At 72.4% G+C, this 20,188-nt stretch carries 19 protein-coding genes; 12 read left to right on the top strand and 7 right to left on the bottom strand.

What is annotated here, in order from left to right:
• Positions 1-82 precede the first annotated feature (82 nt).
• From panB to OHA89_RS25790, 3 genes are all read left to right on the top strand, one after another.
• Positions 83-961, top strand: coding sequence for a 3-methyl-2-oxobutanoate hydroxymethyltransferase (panB, locus tag OHA89_RS25800; protein ID WP_406367214.1), 879 nt, complete (start codon positions 83-85; stop codon positions 959-961).
• A gap of 121 nt (positions 962-1,082) precedes the next feature.
• Positions 1,083-2,081: an ATP-binding cassette domain-containing protein gene (locus OHA89_RS25795; RefSeq protein ID WP_215140691.1), complete on the top strand. Its 999-nt coding sequence runs from the start codon at positions 1,083-1,085 to the stop codon at positions 2,079-2,081.
• Entirely contained in the window at positions 2,078-2,929 is an 852-nt protein-coding gene (locus tag OHA89_RS25790; protein WP_257556586.1) for an ABC transporter permease, read from the top strand. The genes OHA89_RS25795 and OHA89_RS25790 overlap by 4 nt, the downstream gene beginning before the upstream one ends.
• Before the next feature lie 57 nt (positions 2,930-2,986).
• Here the strand turns inward: OHA89_RS25790 and OHA89_RS25785 are convergent, their stop codons facing one another.
• A complete protein-coding gene (locus tag OHA89_RS25785) occupies positions 2,987-6,289 on the bottom strand; it encodes an ATP-binding protein (protein ID WP_406367213.1) in 3,303 nt (1,100 codons plus the stop codon).
• A gap of 73 nt (positions 6,290-6,362) precedes the next feature.
• Between OHA89_RS25785 and OHA89_RS25780 the strand changes: the two genes are divergently transcribed.
• A complete protein-coding gene (locus tag OHA89_RS25780; protein ID WP_406367212.1) occupies positions 6,363-7,163 on the top strand; it encodes a site-2 protease family protein in 801 nt (266 codons plus the stop codon).
• 35 nt (positions 7,164-7,198) lie between these two features.
• On the opposite strand, the gene OHA89_RS25775 is transcribed toward OHA89_RS25780, so the two are convergent.
• Both OHA89_RS25775 and npdG read right to left on the bottom strand, forming a co-directional pair.
• The gene (locus OHA89_RS25775) at positions 7,199-7,381 is read right to left on the bottom strand and encodes a hypothetical protein (protein ID WP_215140695.1); all 183 of its coding nucleotides are present in this window, start codon (positions 7,379-7,381) and stop codon (positions 7,199-7,201) included.
• A gap of 106 nt (positions 7,382-7,487) precedes the next feature.
• Positions 7,488-8,195 carry an NADPH-dependent F420 reductase gene (gene npdG / locus OHA89_RS25770; protein WP_215140696.1) on the bottom strand — a complete coding sequence of 236 codons (708 nt, stop codon included), beginning with the start codon at positions 8,193-8,195 and terminating at the stop codon, positions 7,488-7,490.
• An 85-nt stretch (positions 8,196-8,280) separates the two neighbouring features.
• On the opposite strand from npdG, the gene OHA89_RS25765 reads away from it, so the two are divergent.
• Positions 8,281-8,913 (top strand): hypothetical protein, encoded by a 633-nt coding sequence (locus OHA89_RS25765; protein WP_266609954.1) that lies wholly within the window; start codon positions 8,281-8,283, stop codon positions 8,911-8,913.
• A gap of 17 nt (positions 8,914-8,930) precedes the next feature.
• Here OHA89_RS25765 and OHA89_RS25760 read toward each other — a convergent pair whose 3' ends face one another.
• Entirely contained in the window at positions 8,931-9,179 is a 249-nt protein-coding gene (locus tag OHA89_RS25760; protein ID WP_257556583.1) for a hypothetical protein, read from the bottom strand.
• A gap of 83 nt (positions 9,180-9,262) precedes the next feature.
• Between OHA89_RS25760 and map the strand changes: the two genes are divergently transcribed.
• A complete protein-coding gene (gene map / locus OHA89_RS25755) occupies positions 9,263-10,120 on the top strand; it encodes a type I methionyl aminopeptidase (protein ID WP_257556582.1) in 858 nt (285 codons plus the stop codon).
• 129 nt (positions 10,121-10,249) lie between these two features.
• On the top strand, positions 10,250-10,897 hold the full coding sequence (locus OHA89_RS25750) for a heme oxygenase (biliverdin-producing) (RefSeq protein WP_215140700.1): 648 nt from the start codon (positions 10,250-10,252) through the stop codon (positions 10,895-10,897).
• Here the strand turns inward: OHA89_RS25750 and OHA89_RS25745 are convergent.
• The 3 genes from OHA89_RS25745 to OHA89_RS25735 all read right to left on the bottom strand — a co-directional run bounded on the left by OHA89_RS25745 (position 10,887) and on the right by OHA89_RS25735 (position 14,471).
• Positions 10,887-11,582, bottom strand: coding sequence for a PhzF family phenazine biosynthesis protein (locus tag OHA89_RS25745; protein ID WP_215140701.1), 696 nt, complete (start codon positions 11,580-11,582; stop codon positions 10,887-10,889). The genes OHA89_RS25750 and OHA89_RS25745 overlap by 11 nt on opposite strands.
• A 19-nt stretch (positions 11,583-11,601) precedes the next feature.
• Positions 11,602-13,026, bottom strand: coding sequence for an HtaA domain-containing protein (locus OHA89_RS25740; RefSeq protein WP_406367211.1), 1,425 nt, complete (start codon positions 13,024-13,026; stop codon positions 11,602-11,604).
• Positions 13,027-13,088: 62 nt separating this feature from the next.
• Positions 13,089-14,471, bottom strand: coding sequence for an HtaA domain-containing protein (locus tag OHA89_RS25735; RefSeq protein ID WP_406367210.1), 1,383 nt, complete (start codon positions 14,469-14,471; stop codon positions 13,089-13,091).
• A 115-nt stretch (positions 14,472-14,586) separates the two neighbouring features.
• Between OHA89_RS25735 and OHA89_RS25730 the strand changes: the two genes are divergently transcribed.
• From OHA89_RS25730 to efeB, 5 genes are all read left to right on the top strand, one after another.
• Positions 14,587-15,600, top strand: a complete 1,014-nt coding sequence (locus OHA89_RS25730; protein WP_266609950.1) for a hemin ABC transporter substrate-binding protein — start codon at positions 14,587-14,589, stop codon at positions 15,598-15,600.
• Position 15,601: 1 nt separating this feature from the next.
• Positions 15,602-16,639, top strand: coding sequence for an iron ABC transporter permease (locus tag OHA89_RS25725; RefSeq protein ID WP_266609948.1), 1,038 nt, complete (start codon positions 15,602-15,604; stop codon positions 16,637-16,639).
• 17 nt (positions 16,640-16,656) lie between these two features.
• Positions 16,657-17,523, top strand: coding sequence for a heme ABC transporter ATP-binding protein (locus tag OHA89_RS25720; RefSeq protein WP_406368590.1), 867 nt, complete (start codon positions 16,657-16,659; stop codon positions 17,521-17,523).
• A 177-nt stretch (positions 17,524-17,700) separates the two neighbouring features.
• Entirely contained in the window at positions 17,701-18,852 is a 1,152-nt protein-coding gene (gene efeO / locus OHA89_RS25715) for an iron uptake system protein EfeO (RefSeq protein WP_266609946.1), read from the top strand.
• A 32-nt stretch (positions 18,853-18,884) separates the two neighbouring features.
• Complete coding sequence (gene efeB, locus OHA89_RS25710; protein WP_266609944.1) at positions 18,885-20,168, top strand: iron uptake transporter deferrochelatase/peroxidase subunit; 1,284 nt, start codon at positions 18,885-18,887, stop codon at positions 20,166-20,168.
• Positions 20,169-20,188 lie beyond the last annotated feature (20 nt).

The following is a 20,188-nucleotide window of genomic DNA, read 5'->3' as shown; positions in this document are numbered from 1 at the left end:
GCGGGCCGCGCGGATGCGACGATGGTGGGTAAGTCCGGGGACGCCGTAAGGGCGCCTCGAGATGACACAAGGAGCAGTTGCAATGACGCATGCCGTTTCGCCTGCCCGCGAACCCGCAGCAGCATCTCCGTCGGGCTCCCCCACCCTGTACGGAGGCACGGGCACCCGGCGCATCACCATCCGCGACCTGACCCTCGCCAAGGAACGCGGCGAGAAGTGGCCCATGCTCACCGCTTACGACGCGATGACCGCGTCCGTCTTCGACGAGGCCGGCATCCCGGCGATCCTCGTCGGCGACTCCATGGGCAACTGCCACCTGGGCTACGAGACCACCGTTCCGGTCACGATGGACCAGATGACCATGCTGTCGGCAGCCGTCGTACGGGGCACGAGCCGCGCCCTCGTCATCGGCGACATGCCGTTCGGCTCGTACCAGGAAGGCGCCGTGCAGGCGCTGCGCAGTGCCACCCGCCTCGTCAAGGAGGCCGGCGTCGGAGCGGTGAAGCTGGAGGGCGGCGAGCGCTCGCTGCACCAGACCGAGCTGATCGTGCAGGCCGGCATCCCGGTCATGTCCCACCTGGGCCTGACCCCGCAGTCGGTCAACGCCATGGGCTACCGCGTGCAGGGCCGTGGCGACGAGGCCGCGCACCAGCTGCTGCGGGACGCCAAGGCGGCGCAGGACGCGGGAGCCTTCGCGGTGGTGCTGGAGCTGGTTCCGGCCGAGCTGGCCGCCGAGGTCACCCGGTCCCTGCACATCCCGACGGTCGGCATCGGCGCGGGCTCGGAGTGCGACGCGCAGGTGCTGGTGTGGACCGACATGATGGGTCTGACCGGCGGGAAGATGCCGAAGTTCGTGAAGCAGTACGCGAACCTGCGCCAGACCATGAACGACGCGGCGAAGGCCTTCGCCGAGGACGTGGTGGGCGGAACGTTCCCGCAGGCGGAGCACGCCTTCCACTGATCGGGTAGCGCGTTCCCGACGGCCCGCCGACGCGATACCGGCGGGCCGTCGGCTGCCTGTCGGCTGCCCGTCGGTCCACTGTCGGTCGGCTGTCGGTGCTTTGTCAGTGGCGGCTGGTCCCATGGTGGACATGACGCGAAACGACAAGAACCCCCACGCCGTGGAAGTACGGGGGCTGGTGAAGCACTACGGCGAGACCAAGGCCCTGGACGGTGTCGACCTGGACGTCCGCGAGGGCACGGTCCTCGGGGTCCTCGGACCCAACGGAGCCGGCAAGACCACCCTGGTGCGCTGCCTGTCCACCCTGATCATCCCGGACGCCGGGACCGCGACCGTCGCCGGCTACGACGTGGTCCGCCAGCCGCGGCAGCTGCGCCGCACCATCGGCCTGACCGGCCAGTACGCCTCGGTCGACGAGAAGCTCTCCGGCTGGGAGAACCTCTACATGATCGGGCGGCTGCTCGACCTGTCCCGCAAGGACGCCCGGACCCGCGCGGACGAGATGCTGGAGCGGTTCTCCCTGACCGAGGCGGCGAAGAAGGCCGCCATGAACTACTCGGGCGGTATGCGCCGCCGCCTCGACCTGGCGGCCTCGCTGATCGGCAACCCGGCCGTCCTGTACCTGGACGAGCCGACCACCGGTCTGGACCCCCGTACCCGCAACGAGGTCTGGGACGAGGTCCAGCGTCTGGTCGCCGAGGGCGCCACCGTGCTGCTCACCACCCAGTACATGGAGGAGGCCGAGCAGCTCGCCAGCGAGCTGACGGTCATCGACCGCGGCAAGGTCATCGCCAACGGCAAGGTCGACGAGCTGAAGGCCCGGGTCGGCGGCCGCACCCTGAAGATCCGCCCGGTGGACTCCTCCGACCTGCCGGGCATGGCCCGCTCGCTGGCCGAGGCCGGGCTCGACGGCGTGGCCGGCTCCCAGGCGGTGCCGGACGAGGGCGTCCTGCTGGTCCCGATCCTGAGCGACGAGCAGCTGACCGCCGTGGTCGGCCTGCTGGCCGCCCGCGGGTACGCGATCGCCGACCTCGGCACCTACCTGCCCAGCCTGGACGAGGTGTTCCTGTCGATCACCGGCCAGAAGCCCACCGAGATGACCGAGGAGGTCGCGGCATGAGCACCGTAACCACGACGAAGCCCGCCCCCACCGCCCCCGGCCGTGCCTCGGTGGCCGATGGGCAAGGAGAGGGCCGGATCGGCCTGCGGGCCAACCTGCGGCACATCGGCGCCCTGGTGCGCCGCAACGCACTGCAGATCAAGCAGGACCCCGAGTCGATGTTCGACGTCCTGTTCATGCCGATCATCTTCACGCTGCTGTTCGTGTTCGTCTTCGGCGGCGCCGTCGCCGGCAAGGGCAACCAGGGCGCGTACGTGAGCTACCTGATCCCGGGCCTGATGGCCATGATGGGCATGAACATCGCCATGGCGGTGGGCACCGGGGTCAACGACGACTTCAAGAAGGGCGTGATGGACCGCTTCCGGTCCATGCCGATCGCCCGCTCGTCAGTGCTGCTCGCCAAGATCGTCGTCGAGATCGGCCGGATGATGGTCGCCATCGCCATCCTGCTGTGCGTGGGCTTCATCCTCGGCCTGTCGATCCAGGGCTCGGTGCTGGACCTGTTCTTCGCCATCGGCCTGTCGCTCGTCTTCGGCGCCTCGCTGATGTGGATCTTCATCCTCCTGGGTCTGACGATGAAGACCGCGCAGGCGGTCCAGGGCATGGCGATGCTGGTCCTGATGCCGCTGCAGTTCGGCAGCTCGATCTTCGCCAAGCCGTCCACCATGCCCGGCTGGCTGCAGACGTTCACGGACTACAACCCGCTGTCCAACCTGGCCGACGCGGCGCGCGCCCTGATCAACGGGTCTCCCGTCGGCAACTCGGTGTGGATGACCCTGGCCTGGTCGCTCGCCATCACGGCGGTCACCATGCCGCTCGCGGTGCGCAAGTTCCGCCAGAAGACCTGATCCGCGGACCGGTCCGTTCCGGATCGCGTCCCGGACGGGCTCCGGCCGGGGGCCGGGTCAGATGAGGGCGGTGGCCTCCTCCAGGGTGAGGCCGCCGCCTTCGGCGTACGCCGCCTCGTAGGCGGCGTCGCCGAGCGCCGCCCGCGCCAGCTCCTCGGCCCGGGCGGAATCCTCGCGTTCCGTGGTGACGGGGAAGTGCCCGGGCGGCAGCAGCCTCCGGTAGGCGCCGAGCAGCCGGGCGGCGTCGTACTCCCGCCGCGGGCCGCCGAGCGAAACCAGGGAGAGCGCCGCGGTCATCAGGTAGACCGCCGGCATCTGCGGTGCCACCATCCGCGCGAGCGGATCCTGGACGGTCCCCATGGCCTGGCGCAGCAGGGCGAGCGCCTCCTCGTACGCGCCCTCCTGGTTCGCCAGCCAGGCCAGCGTGCCGAGCAGGAACCCGTCGAAGATGGCGAACGCGCCGAAGGCGAACTCCTCCCGCAGCGCCTGCAGCTGGGCGCGGGCCTCCGGGATCCGGCCGGTGCGGCCGAGGATGCCCGCCAGGAACATCCGGGCGGCGGGCATGGCCTCGTTGCCGTACTGCTGCACCGTGGCGACGATCTCGGTGAGGATCTCCTCGGCCTCCTCGATCCGGCCGCTCTCGGTGAGGGTCCCGGCCATCCGTACGCGCAGGACCGTCACCTGCGCCTTGGCGCCCAGGCGCTCGGCGTACGCGATCGCCTCACGGAAGTCCCGGGCGGCCAGGACGTATTCGCCCCGCTTCTCCCGGGACTCGGCGCGGGCGGAGAGCGCCTCGGCGCAGCCCCAGGCGTCGCCGAGCTCACGGAACAGGGCCAGGCTCTCGTCGGCGTCGCGGGAGGCGTCGCCGGCCCAGTCGGCCCGGTTGGCGAGGATGTTGGCCCGCAGCTGGAGGGCGGAGGCCAGCTCCCAGCGGTAGCCGAGCGCGCGGGCGGTGTCGACGGTCGCCTCGATGACCCGCTGGAGCCGTCCGGGATCGCCCGCGATCATGACGGCGTAGATCCAGAGGGAGGCGGGGGTCCGGCAGGTCTGCGGGAGTCCGGGGCGGTAGGTGGCGATCACCCCGTCGACCTGGGCGCGGACCTCCGGGCTGTTCCAGCTGCCGTTGGTCTGGTCGCGGGAGGACAGCCGGACCAGGTGGACGGCGCGCCAGGCCTCGGTGAGCGGTTCGCCGCTGTAGGGCGGGGGCGTGTCGACGAGCCGCTCGTACACCGGCTCCGCCGGGACCACGGGCCCGGCGAACGGGTCGGGGCCCAGGGTCGCGGCCGCGTCGGACCAGTGCCGGGACTCGGCGCGCAGGTCGTGCATGTGCCAGTACCAGCCCAGCGAGTGGATGAGGCAGAGCACCTCGTCGGCGTCGCGGGCGGCGACGGCCCGGCGCAGGGCGGTACGGACGTTCTCGTACTCCGTGGCGAGCCGGTCGGCGGCCGCCCGCTGGCCGTGGCCGCGGAGCAGCGGCTCGCTGGTGCGGGCGAGCTCGCGGTAGTGGACGAGGTGGCGGCGCTCGGTGTCCTGCCGGTCGTGGCCGGCCTCGGCCAGGCGCTCGGCGGCGTACTCGCCGACCGTCTCCAGCAGGCGGTAGCGCATGCCGGAGCCGTCGGGTCCGGGGGCGGCCACGACGAGGGACTTGTCGACGAGGGAGCCGAGGGTGTCGGCGACGTCGAGGACTCCTTCGGCGCACACCGTCTCGGCGGCGGCGAGGTCGCAGCCGCCCGCGAAGACGGACAGCCGGCGCAGGACGGTGCGTTCGGGCTCCTCCAGCAGCTCCCAGGACCAGTCGACGACGGCGCGCAGGGTCTGCTGCCGGGGCAGCAGGGTCCGGCTGCCGCCGGTCAGCAGCCGGAACCGGTCGTCGAGGCGGTCGGCGATCTGGCGCGGGGTGAGCAGCCGCAGCCGGGCCGCGGCCAGTTCGATGGCCAGCGGCAGGCCGTCGAGGCGGCGGCAGATCTCGGCGCAGGCGGCCGGGTCCTGGGCCACGGTGAACCCGGCGTGGGCGGCGGCGCCGCGGTCGGCGAGGAGCCGCAGCGCGACCGGGTCGGGCAGCGGCTCCACCGGGCGCAGCGTCTCCCCCGGCACGCCGAGGGGTTCGCGGCTGGTGGCCAGGATCCGGACGCCGGGGCAGTGGGTGAGGAGCCGCTCGGCGAGCTCGGCGGCCGCCTCGACGACGTGCTCGCAGTTGTCGAGCAGCAGTAGGAGCCTGCGCCGCGCGCAGTGCTCGGCGAGGCGGTCGAGGGGGTTGTCCCCGGCGCGCTCGGTCAGTGCCCGCAGTTCCTCGGCGGCGGCGCCGCGCAGCTTGGTCTCCCGCGCCCCGAGCGCGGCGAGTACGGCCTCGGCGACGTCCTCCGGGTCGTCCACGGGAGCCAGCTCGACGAGCCACACCCCGTCGGGCCAGCCGCCCGCGTCCTGCGCCTCGGCGGCCTCCTGGGAGAGCCGGGTCTTGCCGGCCCCGCCGGGCCCGAGCAGGGTGACGAGCCGGGCGCGGGCGAGGTCGTCGCCGATGACGCGGATGTCGTCCTCCCGCCCGACGAAGGTGGTGAGCCGGGCCCGCAGGTTCCCCTGGCCGGGCTGTGGGGCCGGGGCGGCGGGGGCGGGTCTGGGAGGTGCGGTGGCGGGCGGCGCGTCCGCCCCGGCGAGAAGCTCCGAGTGGAGGGCGCGCAGCGCGGGGCCCGGGTCCGTGCCCAGGCGGGCGGCCAGGTCCCGGCGGACGGTGTCGTACGCCTCCAGGGCCTCCGCCGCGCGGCCCGCGTCGCGCAGCGCCCGGATGCGCAGGGCCTGCAGGGGCTCGTCCAGCGGCTGCTGCGCGCACAGCGCGGTCAGCTCCGGCAGCGCCTGCTCCGCCGCGCCCAGGGCCAGGGCCGCGGCGAGCCGGCCCCGGCGCGCGTCCATCCGTACGGCGTCCCAGCGCGCGGACTCCGCGGCCGGGTCGGGGAGGTCCGCCAGGGCGGGCCCGCGCCACAGGGCGAGCCCCTCCTCGTACAGGGCCGCGGCCTTGGCCGGGTCCCCGCTCTCCAGGGCCACTGCCCCGGAGCGGGCCAGCCGCTCGAAGCGGTACAGGTCGATGTCCTCGCGGTCGGCGGTCAGCAGGTAGCCGCCCTCCGCGGAGCGCACGGCCGCGTGCCCCAGCGCCCGCCGCAGCCGCGCGACCAGCGCCTGGAGGGCGGCCGGCGCGTCGGCCGGCTGGTCGCCGTCCCACACCTCGGCGACCAGCAGGTGCGACGGCACCGCCCGGCCGGGCCGCAGCGCGAGCGCGGTCAGCAGCGCCCGCAGGCGCGCTCCGCCCACGGCGACGGGGGTCCCGTCGTCGCGTATGGCCTGGGTCGTCCCGAGAATCGCGTAACGCACCGGCCCATTGTCGCCGGACGGGCGCCCGGCCCCGACCTTATTTCCATCCCGCGGCCGGGATAGGTTTCGCGGCATGGGTCATCAGGGCAGCCGCGGTGAGCGGCGGATCAGTTCCGTATTCCTCGGCATCGCGGCCGTCATGGCGGTCACCGGCTGGGCCGTGTGGACGGGGTACTCGACGAGCACCGGGCTCGCCGTGTTCCTCTTCGTGACCTCTGCGTGGGTGGTTTCCCTCTGCCTGCACGAGTACGCGCACGCCCGCACCGCCCTGCACGGCGGCGACCTCTCGGTGGGCGCCAAGGGCTACCTGACGCTGAATCCGCTCAAGTACACGCACGCGCTGCTCAGCATCGTACTGCCGGTGATCTTCGTGATCCTGGGCGGTCTGGGCCTGCCGGGCGGCGCGGTGTACATCGAGCGCGACCGCATCCAGGGCCGCTGGAAGCACAGCCTGATCTCGGCGGCGGGCCCGCTGACCAACGTGGCCTTCGCCCTGGTGTGCACGGCCCCGTTCTGGCTGGACGCCCTGGACGGCGTCCCGCTCGCCTTCCGCTACGCGCTCGCCTTCCTCGCCCTGCTCCAGGTCTCGGCGGCGATCCTGAACTTCCTCCCGGTGCCGGGCCTGGACGGCTACGGGGTGATCGAGCCGTGGCTCTCGTACAAGGTGCGCCGCGAGATGGCGCCGCTGGCACCGTTCGGCCTGATCGCGGTGTTCGCGCTGCTGTGGATACCCGAGGTCAACACGTTCTTCTTCGACGTGGTGCGCGACATCCTGTCGGGCCTCGGCGTGTCGGACCTGGAGACGTACTGCGGCCGCGACCTCTACCGCTTCTGGCAGGAGGGCAACGGCGTCTGCACGGTCCCGCAGGACTAGGAAGCGGGACTGGGAAGCGGGACTGGGAAGCGGGACTAGGAAGCGCGCGCTGCCTTGTCGGCCTTCGCCTTGCGGAAGTAGTACCAGGCCATGTTGGACGTGAGGCCCGCCAGCAGCACCCAGACGATCCCGATGAAGCTGCCCTCCACGAAGGCGACAACGGCCGCGGCCACGGCAAGGACGCAGACGACAACGGCGAAGACGGCAAGGCGGGGCATGGGAAGAGCTCCTCGAAAACACTGAACGGGGCCGAGCCCCACCAGTGTCCCCCATGCCCCGCAGTGTTCCCGTAAGGACGGCCGGACACCGCCCGGCCCGGCCGGGTCAGACGTCCGTGATGCGCAGGCCCGCGTGGGCCTTGTAGCGGCGGTTCGTCGAGATGAGGTTGGCTACCAGGGATTCGACCTGGTGGGCGTTGCGCAGGCGGCCCGCGAAGACGCCGCGCATGCCCGGGATGCGGGAGGCGAGGGCCTGGACGAGGTCGGTGTCCGCGCGGGATTCGCCGAGGACCATCACGTCGGTGTCGATCTCCTCGATCGACTCGTCCTGGAGCAGGACCGCCGAGAGGTGGTGGAAGGCCGCGGTGACGCGGGAGTCCGGGAGCAGGGCCGCGGCCTGCTGGGCGGCGCTGCCCTCCTCGACCCGGAGGGCGTAGGCGCCCTGCTTGTCGAAGCCCAGCGGGTTGACGCAGTCCACGACGAGCTTGCCCGCGAGGTCCTCGCGCAGCGCCTCGAGGGTCTTGGCGTGGCCCTCCCACGGCACCGCGATGATCACGATGTCGCTGCGGCGCGCGCACTCGGCGTTGTCCGCGCCCTCCACCCCGAGGCCCAGTTCCCCGGCGGCGGTGTGCGCGCGGTCGGCGGCGCGGGAGCCGATGATCACCTTCTGCCCGGCCCGGGCGAGCCGGTAGGCGAGGCCGCGGCCCTGGTCGCCGGTGCCGCCGAGGACGCCGACGACGAGGCCGGAGACGTCCGGGAGGTCCCAGGGGTCCTTGGCCGGCGGCTTCTGCGTGCTGCTGTCTGAGGAAGTCATGGGGGCGAGGGTACTGCCGAGTAGACCAAGGTCGAAGAGGAGGGAAGCGCTCCCCTCTGTCCGTTTCATACGGCAGGATGCCGCCATGGATGCCGTGAGAGTCGCGCTGCTGCGCGAGGTCCTCGCCGGTACGGAGTGGCCCGGCGCCGCGCGCCGCTTCGCCGGCTCGCTGCGGCGCTCGGTCGTACCGGCCGGCGGGAACCTGCTGCTCGTGGGGACCGAGCGGTACGAGCCCTGGCACCTGGCGGCGCACCTGGTGGACGAGGCCGCCTGGTCGGGGCTGCCGGAGCTGGCGCCCACCCTCGTACGGCACCGGGTGCGGCCGGGGGAACCGCCGCACCTGTCGGTGGGGCTGGGCAGGCTGGAGGCGGCCCGGCGCGGGCACACGCTGCTGGTGGTGGCTCCCGAGGAGCCGGGCGAGGGGCTGCTGGAGCGGGTCCACGACGCCCGGCGCGCGGGGGCGACCGTACTGTCCCTCGACGGCGGGGATCCGGATCTGGGCACGCTCGCGCACGAGTCGCTCTCGGTGCCGGAGGCCTGCGCGGTGGGGGCGCCTCCCACCGGCAGCCGGGGGATGGACCTGGACACCGTGCAGCACCTGGTCAGCGCGGCGGCCGGGGAGAACAGCCTGCCGGTGCAGCGCGGGCCGCGCCGCTTCCGGGACCGGCTGGCGCGGCTGGCCGACCAGCTGGCCGCGCCGCCGCCCAGCCGCTGGTAGGCCGCCCGCAGGACAGGCTAGGGAGCAGCCTGGCCCGCGCCGCCCTCTTCCCCTTCACGGGTCTTGTCGTTCCACTTGGGGTCGTTCTGCCATTCGAGATTGCGCTCCTGCGCCGTCTCCATGGCGCGGGCCGCCTCCTCGCGGGTCTCGTACGGGCCGAAGCGGTCCTTGGCAGGGCACTCGGGGCCTTCTTCGACCTTCTGGTGGACCAGGCAGTAGTACCACTCGCCCGGTTTGCCCACCTGGCGCTTCTTGAACAGGGCCATCGCTGTCGGGCTCCTCTCGATACCGCCGCTACCGCGCTCTCTGCCGCCATGCTGCCCCATCCCCGCTGGATACACTCGCTTGCATGTCTGGCCAGTCGCTGCTCGTACCAGGCGAGCTCTCTCCCGTCCGTTCCGTTCCCGGAAACATCCGCCGTCCCGAGTACGTGGGCAAGCCCGCACCCACCCCGTACACCGGACCGGAGGTGCAGTCGGCCGAGACCATCGAGGCCATGCGCATCGCCGGCCGGATCGCCGCCCAGGCGATGGAGGAGGCCGCCAAGCTGATCGCGCCGGGGGTGACCACCGACGAGCTGGACCGGGTCGCGCACGCGTACATGTGCGACCACGGCGCCTACCCGTCGACGCTGGGCTACCGGGGCTTCCCGAAGTCGCTGTGCTCCTCGGTGAACGAGGTCATCTGTCACGGCATCCCGGACTCCACCGTGCTGCGCGACGGCGACATCGTGAACCTCGACGTGACCGCGTACATCGGCGGCGTGCACGGCGACAACAACGCCACGTACCTGTGCGGGGAGGTGGACGAGGAGTCGCGGCTCCTGGTGGAACGCACCCGGGAGGCCCTGAACCGTGCCGTCAAGGCCGTCAAGCCGGGCCGCCAGGTCAACATCATCGGCCGGGTCATCGAGTCGTACGCGAAGCGCTTCGGCTACGGCGTGGTCCGGGACTTCACCGGCCACGGCATCAACTCGTCCTTCCACTCCGGCCTGATCATCCCGCACTACGACAGCCCGCACGCGACCACCGTCATCGAGCCCGGGATGACCTTCACCATCGAGCCGATGCTGACCCTGGGGACCCACGAGTACGACATGTGGGAGGACGGCTGGACGGTCGTCACGAAGGACCGCAAGCGGACGGCGCAGTTCGAGCACACCCTGGTGGTGACCGACAGCGGGGCGGAGATCCTCACGCTGCCGTAGCTCTGCCCGGAGAAGTGACTTTTTACCGACAGGCCGTCGGGAACTCATTGACTTAGGCATACCTAAGTAGGAAGATCGGACGTGGCGGGCGCGCCGCCACGTCTGTTCCCCCTTCCCTGGAGGTCCGTCTTGGACGCCTTCTCTACGGTCATCCGCGTCGCTTCGCACGAGCAGCACACCGAGGCGGAGACGTCGACCTTCATGAGCGACCTGCTGGGCGGCCGGCTCGGCGTGGACGCGTACACGCGCTACACCGAGCAGCTCTGGTTCGTGTACCGGGCCCTGGAGGACGCCGCCGGCTCCCTCCGGGAGGACCCGGTGGCCGGCCCGTTCATCCAGCCCGAGCTGATGCGCGTCGCCGAGATCGAGCGCGACCTCGCACATCTGCTGGGTCCGGACTGGCGCGAGGGCGTGGCGGCGCTGCCCGCGACCGAGGCCTACGCCGCCCGGGTGGCCCAGTGCGCGGCCGAGTGGCCGGGCGGCTACGTCGCCCACCACTACACCCGCTACCTGGGCGACCTGTCGGGCGGCCAGATCATCCGCGACAAGGCGGAGCGCACCTGGGGCTTCGCGCGCAAGGGCGACGGCGTCCGCTTCTACGTCTTCGCGGACATCTCCAACCCGGCGGCCTTCAAGCGGACCTACCGCGAACTGCTGGACGCGATCGCCGCCGACGACCTGGAGAAGCAGCGGATCGTCGACGAGTGCAAGCGCGCCTTCGACTTCAACGGCGCGGTCTTCCGCGAGCTGGGCGAGCAGTTCCCGCTCAGCGCGTAGCCCTGAGCCCAGCCTCGCCGGCGGGGCTGAAATTGCCCGGGGCGAAGCGGACGCGGCCGCCGATCTCCACGGTGCCGTCGGGGCCGGGGGCGGTGAGGATCTGGGAGCCCGCGCCCTGGGTGATGTTCAGGGCGCGGTTCAGCTGTGCCGTGAGCAGGATCGCCGCCGAGCCGGTGGCCTCGTCCTCGGCGATGACCCCGTCGGCCCGGCGCGGAAAGCCGCGGGCCCGTACCCGTCCGGCGGTCTCGTCCTCCCAGGCCCACGCGTACAGCCAGCCCTCGCCCGGCGGCGGGGCAGGCAGCGCCTCCACCTCGGCGACGGATCCGTACTGCTCCGTGCGCTTGCCCTCGACCCACTCGGGGCGGGCCGTGATCCAGGTGAACTCCCCGTCGTCACGGGCCCATACGGCGCCGGCCGGCGGCTGGAGCTCCTCGATGTCCAGCAGCCAGGCGAGCCCGACCAGCGGGTGCCCGGCGAAGGACATCCGTGTGCCGGGGGTGCGGATGTCGACGATCCCGCGCTCGGGATCGTCGACGAACACCGTCTCGCTGTAGCCGAGTTCGGCGGCCAGGGCCTGCCGCGACGCGTCGTCGGGGAAGGCCCGGCCGTCGCGTACGACACCGAGCAGGTTGCCGTGCCGGCCGTCACCCGCGCAGAAGACCTTCAACACGTCGAGATCGTTCACCCGGGCATTCAAGCACGGCTCAGCGCTGGGGCGTACGCCGCCTGCGGGCGAGGTGGACGGCGCCGGCGCCGGCCGCGATCACGGCGCCGGAGGTGCCGAGCAGGGCCCCGGCGGGGATCTCGGCGCCGGTGGCGGCGAGGCTGCCGCCGACGGTGGCGGCGGTGGCTCCCGTACCGCCCGTGCCCGTCGTGCCGCCCGTGCCGGTCGTGCTGATGCCGCCGCCGGCCGGGAGGGTGGCGTCCTTGTCCACCGCCACAGAGAGGGTGAGCGGGTCGATGGCGTCTCCGGCCTTGTACATCGAGCCGGTGGTGTCGTTGGCGAAGGAGGCCGCGCCCTCGGCGGTGAAGGCCGCCGGAACCGCGTTGAGCGCCAGGACGCCGTCCTTGGTCTTGTAGTCCGTCTTCGACAGGTCGAGCGTGGCGAAGGGGACGGCCGTCCTGCTGCCCGAGGCGTTCTTGACATCCACGTAGAGGGTGCCGGTCTTGCCGGTGGCGGCGACGCGGAGGTTGCCGAAGGTCATGTCGAGGCCGTGGGCCGCGTACTGGAAGCGGAGATTGCCCTCGAAGGAGGCGTCCAGCGTCTGCTTCTTCGCGTCGAGTTCGCCCTTGCCGAAGGCGAAGTCGAAGAGCTCGCCGTTCTTGGCGGCGCCGCCGGCCGGGGTGATCGAGCCCGCGCTCAGGACGTACTTGCGGAAGGACTCCTTCACGCCCCACGTCAGTTTGGCGCTGAGGATCTTCTGCGGGCCGTCGGCCGGGGCCGTGGGATTCGTGGTGGGGGTCGCCGTCTTCGTCGGAGTCGGGGTCGGGGTCGGGGTCGGCGTCGGGGTGGTCGGGGTCGGCACCGGCGGGGCGGGCTTCTCGAACTCCAGCTTCGCGGTGAGCGGGTCGCCCGCCTTGTTCTCGTACGAGGCCGAACCGAGCGCGTCCGCGGCTTCCCTGGTGAGCGTGGTCGCCAGGCCGGTCATCGACTGGCCGGCGAAGGCCACCGCGGCCAGCGGCACGTCCTGGGCCGTGGCTCCGCCCTTGGTGACGTCCGCGGTGAGCTTCTTGGTCCCGGTGTCCATGCGGAAGTCCGAGAGCTTGACCTCGAACCCGTGGCCGGCCGGCGGGGCGGGCGAGGAGAAGGTGACGCTGCCCTTGAAGGCCGCCTTCACGACGTGACCGGCGGCCGGCTCGTACTGTCCGGTCGGCTCGCCGAACCGCAGGCTGCCGTCCTCGTTCTGCGTGGCGCCGTCCGCCACGGTGATGGTGCCCTTGGCCATGCCGGTCACGTAGGCGCGGTAGCTCGCGAGCACACCCCAGTCGAGGGTGCCTCCGACGATCTTCACCGGGGCGGCCGGTGGGCCGTCCGCCGCCGACGCGGGCAGGACCAGGGCGGTGGCGCCGAGAGCGGCGGCGGTGAGGACGGCGGCCGCGAAGGCGATCGGACGGCGGTGGGACGACATGGCTGAGAACTCCTGGGAAGAGGGAGACGGGGGAGGAAGAAGGGGGAGGGGAAGGGGTGCGGCTACGGGGCTTCGGCCGCCGCACGGCGCTTGCGGATCACGAGGAAGACAGCGCCGCCGGCGAGCACCAGCACGGCCACGGCCAGGGCGATGTACATCCCGGTGTTCGAGGACTTCCCGGCCTTGGCGACCGCCTCGGACGAGGCGGCGGGCGCGGGTGAGGGCGCGGCCGTGGAGCCCATGTCGGGCAGCGTGGGCAGCTTCGCGCCGGCGTCGAGGGCGATCGCGAGCGAGACGGGGTCCATCTCGGTGCCCGGCTTGTACATCGCGTTGAAGGCCTGGGAGCCGCCCTCGGTGAGGGTGGCGGGGGCTTCGGTCAGGGTGGCGAGGCCGCCCTCGGTCTTCAGGGCCTTGGCGTCAAACTCCACCAGCGCGACGGCGTTCTTCGTCGCACCGCCCGCGGTGACGTCGGCGGACAGGACGCCCTTGCCGTTCTCCACCGTGACGCGCACCGCGCCGAGTTTCAGGTCCAGGTGGGCGCCGGTGAAGTGGACGGTGCCGGCGAAGGCGGCGTCCAGGGTGCCTTTCGCGCCGTCGTACGCGCCCTTGCCCTGCGGGAAGCGGAACAGCGCGCCGCCGTCCAAGGCACCTTCGGCGAGGGTCCACTTGCCCTGGCCGACGGATCCGGTGACGTATTCGCGGAAGGTGCGGCGCACCCCCCAGTCGACGGCGGCGTCGGCGAAGGCGCCCGGCGCCTGCGGGGCCTCGGCGGACGCGCTCGGCCGCGCGCTCGGCGACTGCGAAGGCTGCTCGCTTCCCGCGGCCGGGGCGGTCTTGACGTCGGCCGAGAGCGAGACGGGGTCGAGCTGCGCGCCGGCCGCGTAGTAGCCGGCGAAGGCCCTGGCGCCCTGTTCGGTGAGGGTGGCCGGGATGTTGGTGAGGGTCAGCGGACCGGCGCCGCCCTTCATGTCGACGCCGCCGAGGCCGAGGGTCGCGAACGGCACCTGGGACTGGCTGCTGACCGCGCCGGTGTCCTTGGCCTTGCTGGAGACGTCCGCGTACAGGGTGCCGCTGCCGCCGTTGATCCTGACGGTGGGACGGCTGACGGTCATGTCCAGCTCGTAGACGCCGTCCGGCTTCTGGTGGCCCTGGAAGGTCACCCCGCCCGAGTACGAGGCCTCGAAGGCGCCGGAGTCCGGGTCGTAGGAGCCGGTCGCCGTGTGGAAGCGGAACAGGCTTCCGCCGACGGTGGCGGCCCCGCTCTTCAGCTTGAAACTGCCTTTCGCCACCGGGCCGGTGACATAACTCTGGAAGGACGATTTGATGCCCCAGTCCAGCCGACCCCCCTGTACGGTGCCCGCCCGGGCGGCGGTGGCCGGGAGCAGCGCCCCCAGCAGGGCCGCCAGCAGGGCGACGGCGAACGCACGGACGGGTCTTGTGGGCATGACCGCCCCCTCCAGGGTCTAGCAAGCAAGGTTAGGCTAACCTAAGCTACCCCTGGCCGGATGGAAAACCCCCCGGTCTCCACAACCTCAGTCGGACGATCAGGACGGTGCCTTCGTGCCTACGCCCGCCGCGTCACACCGCTTCCCCCGTCTCGCTCTCGCCGTGGCAGCACTGGCACTTGCGCTGACGGGCTGCGGAGGTACGGCCACCACCCCGGACCCGTCCGCCCACACTGCGGCCGCCCCGGACCGGGTGGAACCGCTCACCCCGGCGCCGCTGCCCGCGCTGCCGGTGACCGTGCCCTCGGCCGACGGCGCCCGGGTCACGGTCGCTTCGGCCGACCGGGTCGTCCCGCTGACCGGCAGCCTCAACGAGATCGTCCACACCCTGGGCCTCGGCGAGCGGGTGGTCGCCCGGGACATCACCGCCACCTTCGAACAGGCCGCCGCCCTGCCGGTGGTGACACGTGGCCACGACGTCTCCGCCGAGAGCGTCCTCTCGCTGCGCCCGACGCTGGTCCTGGCGGAGAGCACCAGCGGTCCCGCCGAGGCGATCCAGCAGATCCGCGACGCGGGCGTCCCCGTACTCGTCATCGCCCCCGCCAAGTCGCTGGAGGACGTACCGAAGCGGATCGACGCGGTCGCCGCCGCGCTCGGGGTCACCGAGGCCGGCACGCGGCTGAACCAGCGCACCGCCGACCGGATCGCCGCCGTCCGCAAGGAGATTCCGGCCGCCTCCGGGAAGAAGCCCCGCGTCGCGTTCCTCTACCTGCGCGGCACCGCCTCGGTCTATCTGCTGGGCGGTTCCGACTCCGGAGCCGCCTCGCTGCTGGAGGCGGCCGGCGCGGTCGACACCGGCAAGGAGTCCGGGCTCGGCAAGGACTTCACCCCGATCACCAGTGAGGCCCTGGCGGCCGCCGCCCCCGACGCGATCCTGGTGATGTCCAAGGGCCTCGAATCGGTCGGCGGCGTCGACGGCCTGACGAAGATCCCGGGCGTCGCCCAGACCCCCGCCGGCATGGACCGCCGGGTGGTCACGGTCGACGACGGCGTCCTGCTCAACTACGGCCCGCGCACCGACCAGGTGCTGTCCTCACTGATCAACCAGCTCTACGGCAAGGCCGCCTGACGTGACCCTCCCCGACAGAAGGGCCTTCCTGCTCACCGCGGCCCTCGTCGCCACCGTGCTCGTCCTCGCCCTGGTCTCCGCCGGAACCGGTGCCTACCGGATCCCCCTCGGGGACGTACTCGCCTCCGTCCAGCACCGCGCGGGGCTGGGCGGCGCGCCGCTCGACCGGGTCGGGGAGAGCGTGCTGTGGAACGTACGCCTGCCCCGCGTCGTGCTCGCGCTGCTCGTCGGCGCGAGCCTGGGCTGCGCGGGCGCCCTCATGCAGGGCGTCTTCGGCAACCCGCTGGCCGAGCCCGGCGTCATCGGGATCTCGGCGGGAGCCGCCGTCGGCGCGGTCGCCGCCATCGGGCTCGGGCTCAGCTTCCTCGGCAACTGGACCATCACCGTCTGCGCGTTCGTCGCGGGCCTGGTCACCGTCGGCTCCGTCTACTTCCTCTCCCGCAACGGCGGGAGGACCGAGGTCGTCACCCTCATCCTCACCGGCATAGCCGTCAACGCCTTCGCCGGCGCCCTCATCGGCCTGTTCGTCTTCTTCGCGGACAGCGGGCAGGTCAACCAGATCACCTTCTGGCAGCTCGGCTCCCTCGCCCAGGCCACCTGGCCCAAGGTGCTCGCCGTACTGCCCTGCGCCCTGGCCGGTTTGCTCGTCGCCCCCTTCTACTCGCGCCGCCTGGACCTCCTGTCCCTCGGCGAACGCCCGGCCCGCCACCTCGGCATCGACGTCGAGCGGCTGCGCCTCGCCCTCATCCTGGTCGTGGCGCTGCTCACCGCCGCCGCCGTGGCCGTGGCCGGGGTCATCACCTTCGTCGGACTGCTGGTCCCGCACCTGCTGCGGATGGCCAACGGCCCGGGCCACCGCTTCCTGGTGCCCGGCAGCGCGCTGGCCGGGGCCGTCGTCCTGGTCGCGGGCGATCTGGCCGCCCGGACCCTCGCCCAGCCGGCCGAGCTGCCGCTCGGTGTCCTGACCGCCCTGCTCGGCAGCCCGTTCTTCTTCTGGCTGCTGCGCCGCACCCGCCGCAAACAAGGAGGCTGGGCGTGACCGGCAGGCTGAGCGGGCTGCTCTCCCGGAACAAGCGGACCGTCCCGGCCCGCCCCGCCCCCGGCGCGGCCTTCGCCGAAGCATTGGGCCTGCACGTCCGGCTCGGACAGCGCGAGGTCCTGGCCGGGATCGACCTGACCGCCCGGGCCGGCGAGGTGCTGGCCCTGGTGGGCCCCAACGGCGCGGGCAAGTCCACGCTGTTGGCGGCGCTGGCCGCCGACCTGCCGGCCGCGTCCGGGGAGATCCGGATCGACGGCCGCCCGGTGGGCGACTGGAGCGCCCCCGAACTCGCGTTGCGGCGCTCCGTACTTCCCCAGTCGGCCGCGCTGTCCTTCCCCTTCCCCGTGGAGGACGTCGTACGGATGGGCCGCGCGCCCTGGGCCGGCACCCCGCTCGCCGACGCGGACGAGGAGGCGGTGGCCGCCGCCATGGCCGCGACCGAGGTCACCGATTTCGCCGCCCGCCCCTTCTCCGCGCTCTCCGGCGGCGAGCGGGCCCGGGTCGCACTGGCCCGCGTACTGGCCCAGCGGGCGCCGCTGTTGCTCCTCGACGAGCCCACCGCCGCCCTGGACCTGCGCCATCAGGAACTCGTGCTGCGGATCTGCCGGGAGCGGGCCGCAGCCGGGGACGCGGTGGTCGTCGTCCTGCACGACCTGGGGCTGGCCGCCGCCTACGCGGACCGGGCCGCCGTCCTGCACGACGGGCGGATGGCCGCGGCCGGTCCGCCGGCCGAGGTGTTCGAGGACGCTCTGCTCAGCCGCGTCTACCGGCAGCCGGTCGAGGTCCTCCCGCACCCGCACACCGGGGCACCGCTGGTCGTCCCAGTGCGCGGAACGGAGCATTCCGTGATACGGAACGGCCCCTCCGGCTTGACCTCCCCTTGACCTGGTCATGGGGCCGCCCTGAAACGTCCGTGACGGCTCCGTGTCCGGCGCCGGAAGGTGAGAGCTGAATCACTGCACGGGTGGGTATGGGTCAGGTAAGCCTCGGTTAAGTTAGGTCCGCCTCACTGGCCTCTCCCCCTTGGGACGGCCCCCTCGTCCGACGCCCAGGAGCCCACCATGCGCCCCGCCCGCCTCACCGTCATAGCCGCCGCCTCCGTGGCGGCCGCCCTGACCGCCGTAACCGGCTGCTCCCAGAAGAGCGACGCGGGCGGCGACGGCGTGATCAAGGTCGCGGCATCCGACAGCGCTTGCGACGTGTCGAAGACGGAGTTCCCGTCGGGCAAGGTGCAGATCGACGTCGAGAACAAGGGCTCGAAGGTCACCGAGGTCTACGTCCTCTTCCCGGACGCCCGCATCGTGACCGAGCGCGAGAACATCGGCCCCGGCACCAAGGCCTCCATCACCGCCGAGATCAAGGCGGGCGAGTACGAGATCGTCTGCAAGCCCGGCATGAAGGGCGACGGCATCGTCCAGAAGGTCAAGGCCACCGGCAAGGCCGGCGAGGAGAAGCGCAGCCCCGAGATGGACGCCGCGGTCGCCGCCTACCGCGGGTACGTGGTCCAGCAGGCCGAGGAGACCCTCCCCAAGGCGCAGGCCTTCGCGGACGCGGTCAAGGCCGGCGACGTCGAAGCCGCGAAGAAGCTGTACGCGTCCTCCCGCATCGGCTGGGAGCGCACCGAGCCGGTCGCCGAGTCCTTCGGTGACATCGACCCGAAGGTCGACGTCCGCGAGGACGGCCTGGAGGCCGGCCAGGACCCGGCGAAGGACTGGACGGGCTGGCACCGTCTGGAGAAGGCCCTGTGGGCCGACAACAAGATCGGCGACGAGGAGAAGAAGCTCGCCGACACCCTGATCACGGACCTGACCGACTGGCAGAAGAAGGTCGGCCAGGCGGAGATCACCCCCACCTCGATCGCCAACGGCGCCAAGGAGCTCCTGGACGAGGTCGCCACCGGCAAGGTCACGGGTGAGGAAGAGCGTTACTCCCACACCGACCTGGTCGACTTCAAGGCCAACGTCGAGGGCGCGCAGAAGGCGTACGACGTCCTCAAGGCGATCGCCGCCAAGAACGACCCGGAGCTCGCCAAGCAGCTCGACACCCAGTTCGCGGCCCTGAACACCCTCCTGGACAAGTACCGCGCCGACAAGACCTCCTACGAGTTCACCTCGTACGACAAGGTCGGCGAGCCCGAGCGCAAGGAGCTCTCGGACGGCGTCAACGCCCTCGCCGAGCCGCTCTCCAAGCTCGCGGCCGCGGTCGCGAAGTAACCGGCACCAGAGAGATCAGGCGGGAGACCCGAATGTCCGAGTCGAAGCCGGCCGTGCAGCCGGAAGCGGAACACAACGACGGCGGCAGGGCCGTGCCCTCGCGGCGCTCCGTGCTCGGCTGGGGCGGGGCCGGGCTCGCGCTCGGCGCCGCCGCGGCCGGTGGCACGGTGGCGGCCCTGGGCACCGGCTCGGACGCGGTGCCGGTGGCCTCCGCCGGGGCGGCCGTGCCGTTCCACGGCGAGCACCAGGCCGGTATCGCGAGCGCCGTGCAGGACCGGCTGCACTTCGCGGCCTTCGACGTGAAGACGAAGGACCGTGCCGAACTGGTCAAGCTCCTCAAGGAGTGGACCGAGGCGGCCCGGCTGATGACGGCCGGCCGGCCGGTCGGCGAGGGCGGCTTCGGCGGCCTCCCCGAGGCGCCCCCGGACGACACGGGCGAGGCGCTGGGCCTCAAGCCCTCGCGGCTCACCCTGACCATCGGCTTCGGGCCCGGCCTGTTCGCCAAGGACCGCTTCGGGCTGGAGAACAAGCGCCCGGAAGCCCTGGTGGACCTGGAGCTGTTCCCCGGTGACAACCTGGACGCGGCCCGCTCCGGCGGCGACATCTGCGTCCAGGCCTGCGCCGACGACCCGCAGGTCGCCGTGCACGCGATCCGCCAGCTGGCCCGCATCGGCTTCGGCCGGACCGCGATGCGCTGGTCGCAGCTCGGCTTCGGCAAGACCTCGTCGACCACGCCCGACGAGCAGACCCCGCGCAACATGATGGGCTTCAAGGACGGCACCCGGAACATCGCGGGCACCGACAAGGCGGCCCTGGACAAGCACGTGTGGGTCGGTCCCGGCGACGGCAGCGACTGGATGACCGGCGGCTCCTACCTGGTGGCCCGCCGGATCCGGATGAACATCGAGACCTGGGACCGCACTCCCCTCGGGGAGCAGGAGGACATCTTCGGCCGCGACAAGGGCGAGGGTGCCCCCGTCGGCAAGTCCAAGGAGCGCGACGAGCCGTTCCTGAAGGCGATGAAGCCCGAGGCGCACGTCCGCCTCGCACACCCGGACACCAACAACGGGGCGACCATCCTGCGCCGCGGCTACTCCTTCACGGACGGCACGGACGGCCTGGGCCGCCTCGACGCGGGCCTGTTCTTCCTCGCCTACCAGCGCGACGTCCGCAAGGGCTTCATCCCCATCCAGCGCAATCTGGCGAAGTCCGACGTCCTCAACGAATACATCCAGCACGTGGGTTCGGCCGTCTTCGCCGTCCCGCCGGGCGTCCGCGACAAGGACGACTGGTGGGGCCGGACGCTGTTCGCGTAGTCCCCGCCGGAGAGGAACCA

It is taken from the genome of Streptomyces sp. NBC_01546 (assembly GCF_045208355.1).
Lineage (GTDB): Bacteria > Actinomycetota > Actinomycetes > Streptomycetales > Streptomycetaceae > Streptomyces.
Note: the sequence above shows the minus strand (reverse complement) of the source record. Positions and strands in the feature narration are given on the sequence as shown.

Bases quoted from the DNA above. Each gene is read 5' to 3' on its own strand.
- OHA89_RS25735 (WP_406367210.1), bottom strand. From the start codon at position 14,471: ATGCCCACAAGACCCGTCCGTGCGTTCGCCGTCGCCCTGCTGGCGGCC.
- npdG (WP_215140696.1), bottom strand. From the start codon at position 8,195: ATGACTTCCTCAGACAGCAGCACGCAGAAGCCGCCGGCCAAGGACCCC.
- OHA89_RS25780 (WP_406367212.1), top strand. From the start codon at position 6,363: ATGGGTCATCAGGGCAGCCGCGGTGAGCGGCGGATCAGTTCCGTATTC.
- OHA89_RS25760 (WP_257556583.1), bottom strand. From the start codon at position 9,179: ATGGCCCTGTTCAAGAAGCGCCAGGTGGGCAAACCGGGCGAGTGGTAC.
- OHA89_RS25765 (WP_266609954.1), top strand. From the start codon at position 8,281: ATGGATGCCGTGAGAGTCGCGCTGCTGCGCGAGGTCCTCGCCGGTACG.
- OHA89_RS25795 (WP_215140691.1), top strand. From the start codon at position 1,083: ATGGTGGACATGACGCGAAACGACAAGAACCCCCACGCCGTGGAAGTA.
- OHA89_RS25740 (WP_406367211.1), bottom strand. From the start codon at position 13,026: ATGTCGTCCCACCGCCGTCCGATCGCCTTCGCGGCCGCCGTCCTCACC.
- map (WP_257556582.1), top strand. From the start codon at position 9,263: ATGTCTGGCCAGTCGCTGCTCGTACCAGGCGAGCTCTCTCCCGTCCGT.
- OHA89_RS25775 (WP_215140695.1), bottom strand. From the start codon at position 7,381: ATGCCCCGCCTTGCCGTCTTCGCCGTTGTCGTCTGCGTCCTTGCCGTG.
- OHA89_RS25790 (WP_257556586.1), top strand. From the start codon at position 2,078: ATGAGCACCGTAACCACGACGAAGCCCGCCCCCACCGCCCCCGGCCGT.
- panB (WP_406367214.1), top strand. From the start codon at position 83: ATGACGCATGCCGTTTCGCCTGCCCGCGAACCCGCAGCAGCATCTCCG.
- efeO (WP_266609946.1), top strand. From the start codon at position 17,701: ATGCGCCCCGCCCGCCTCACCGTCATAGCCGCCGCCTCCGTGGCGGCC.
- efeB (WP_266609944.1), top strand. From the start codon at position 18,885: ATGTCCGAGTCGAAGCCGGCCGTGCAGCCGGAAGCGGAACACAACGAC.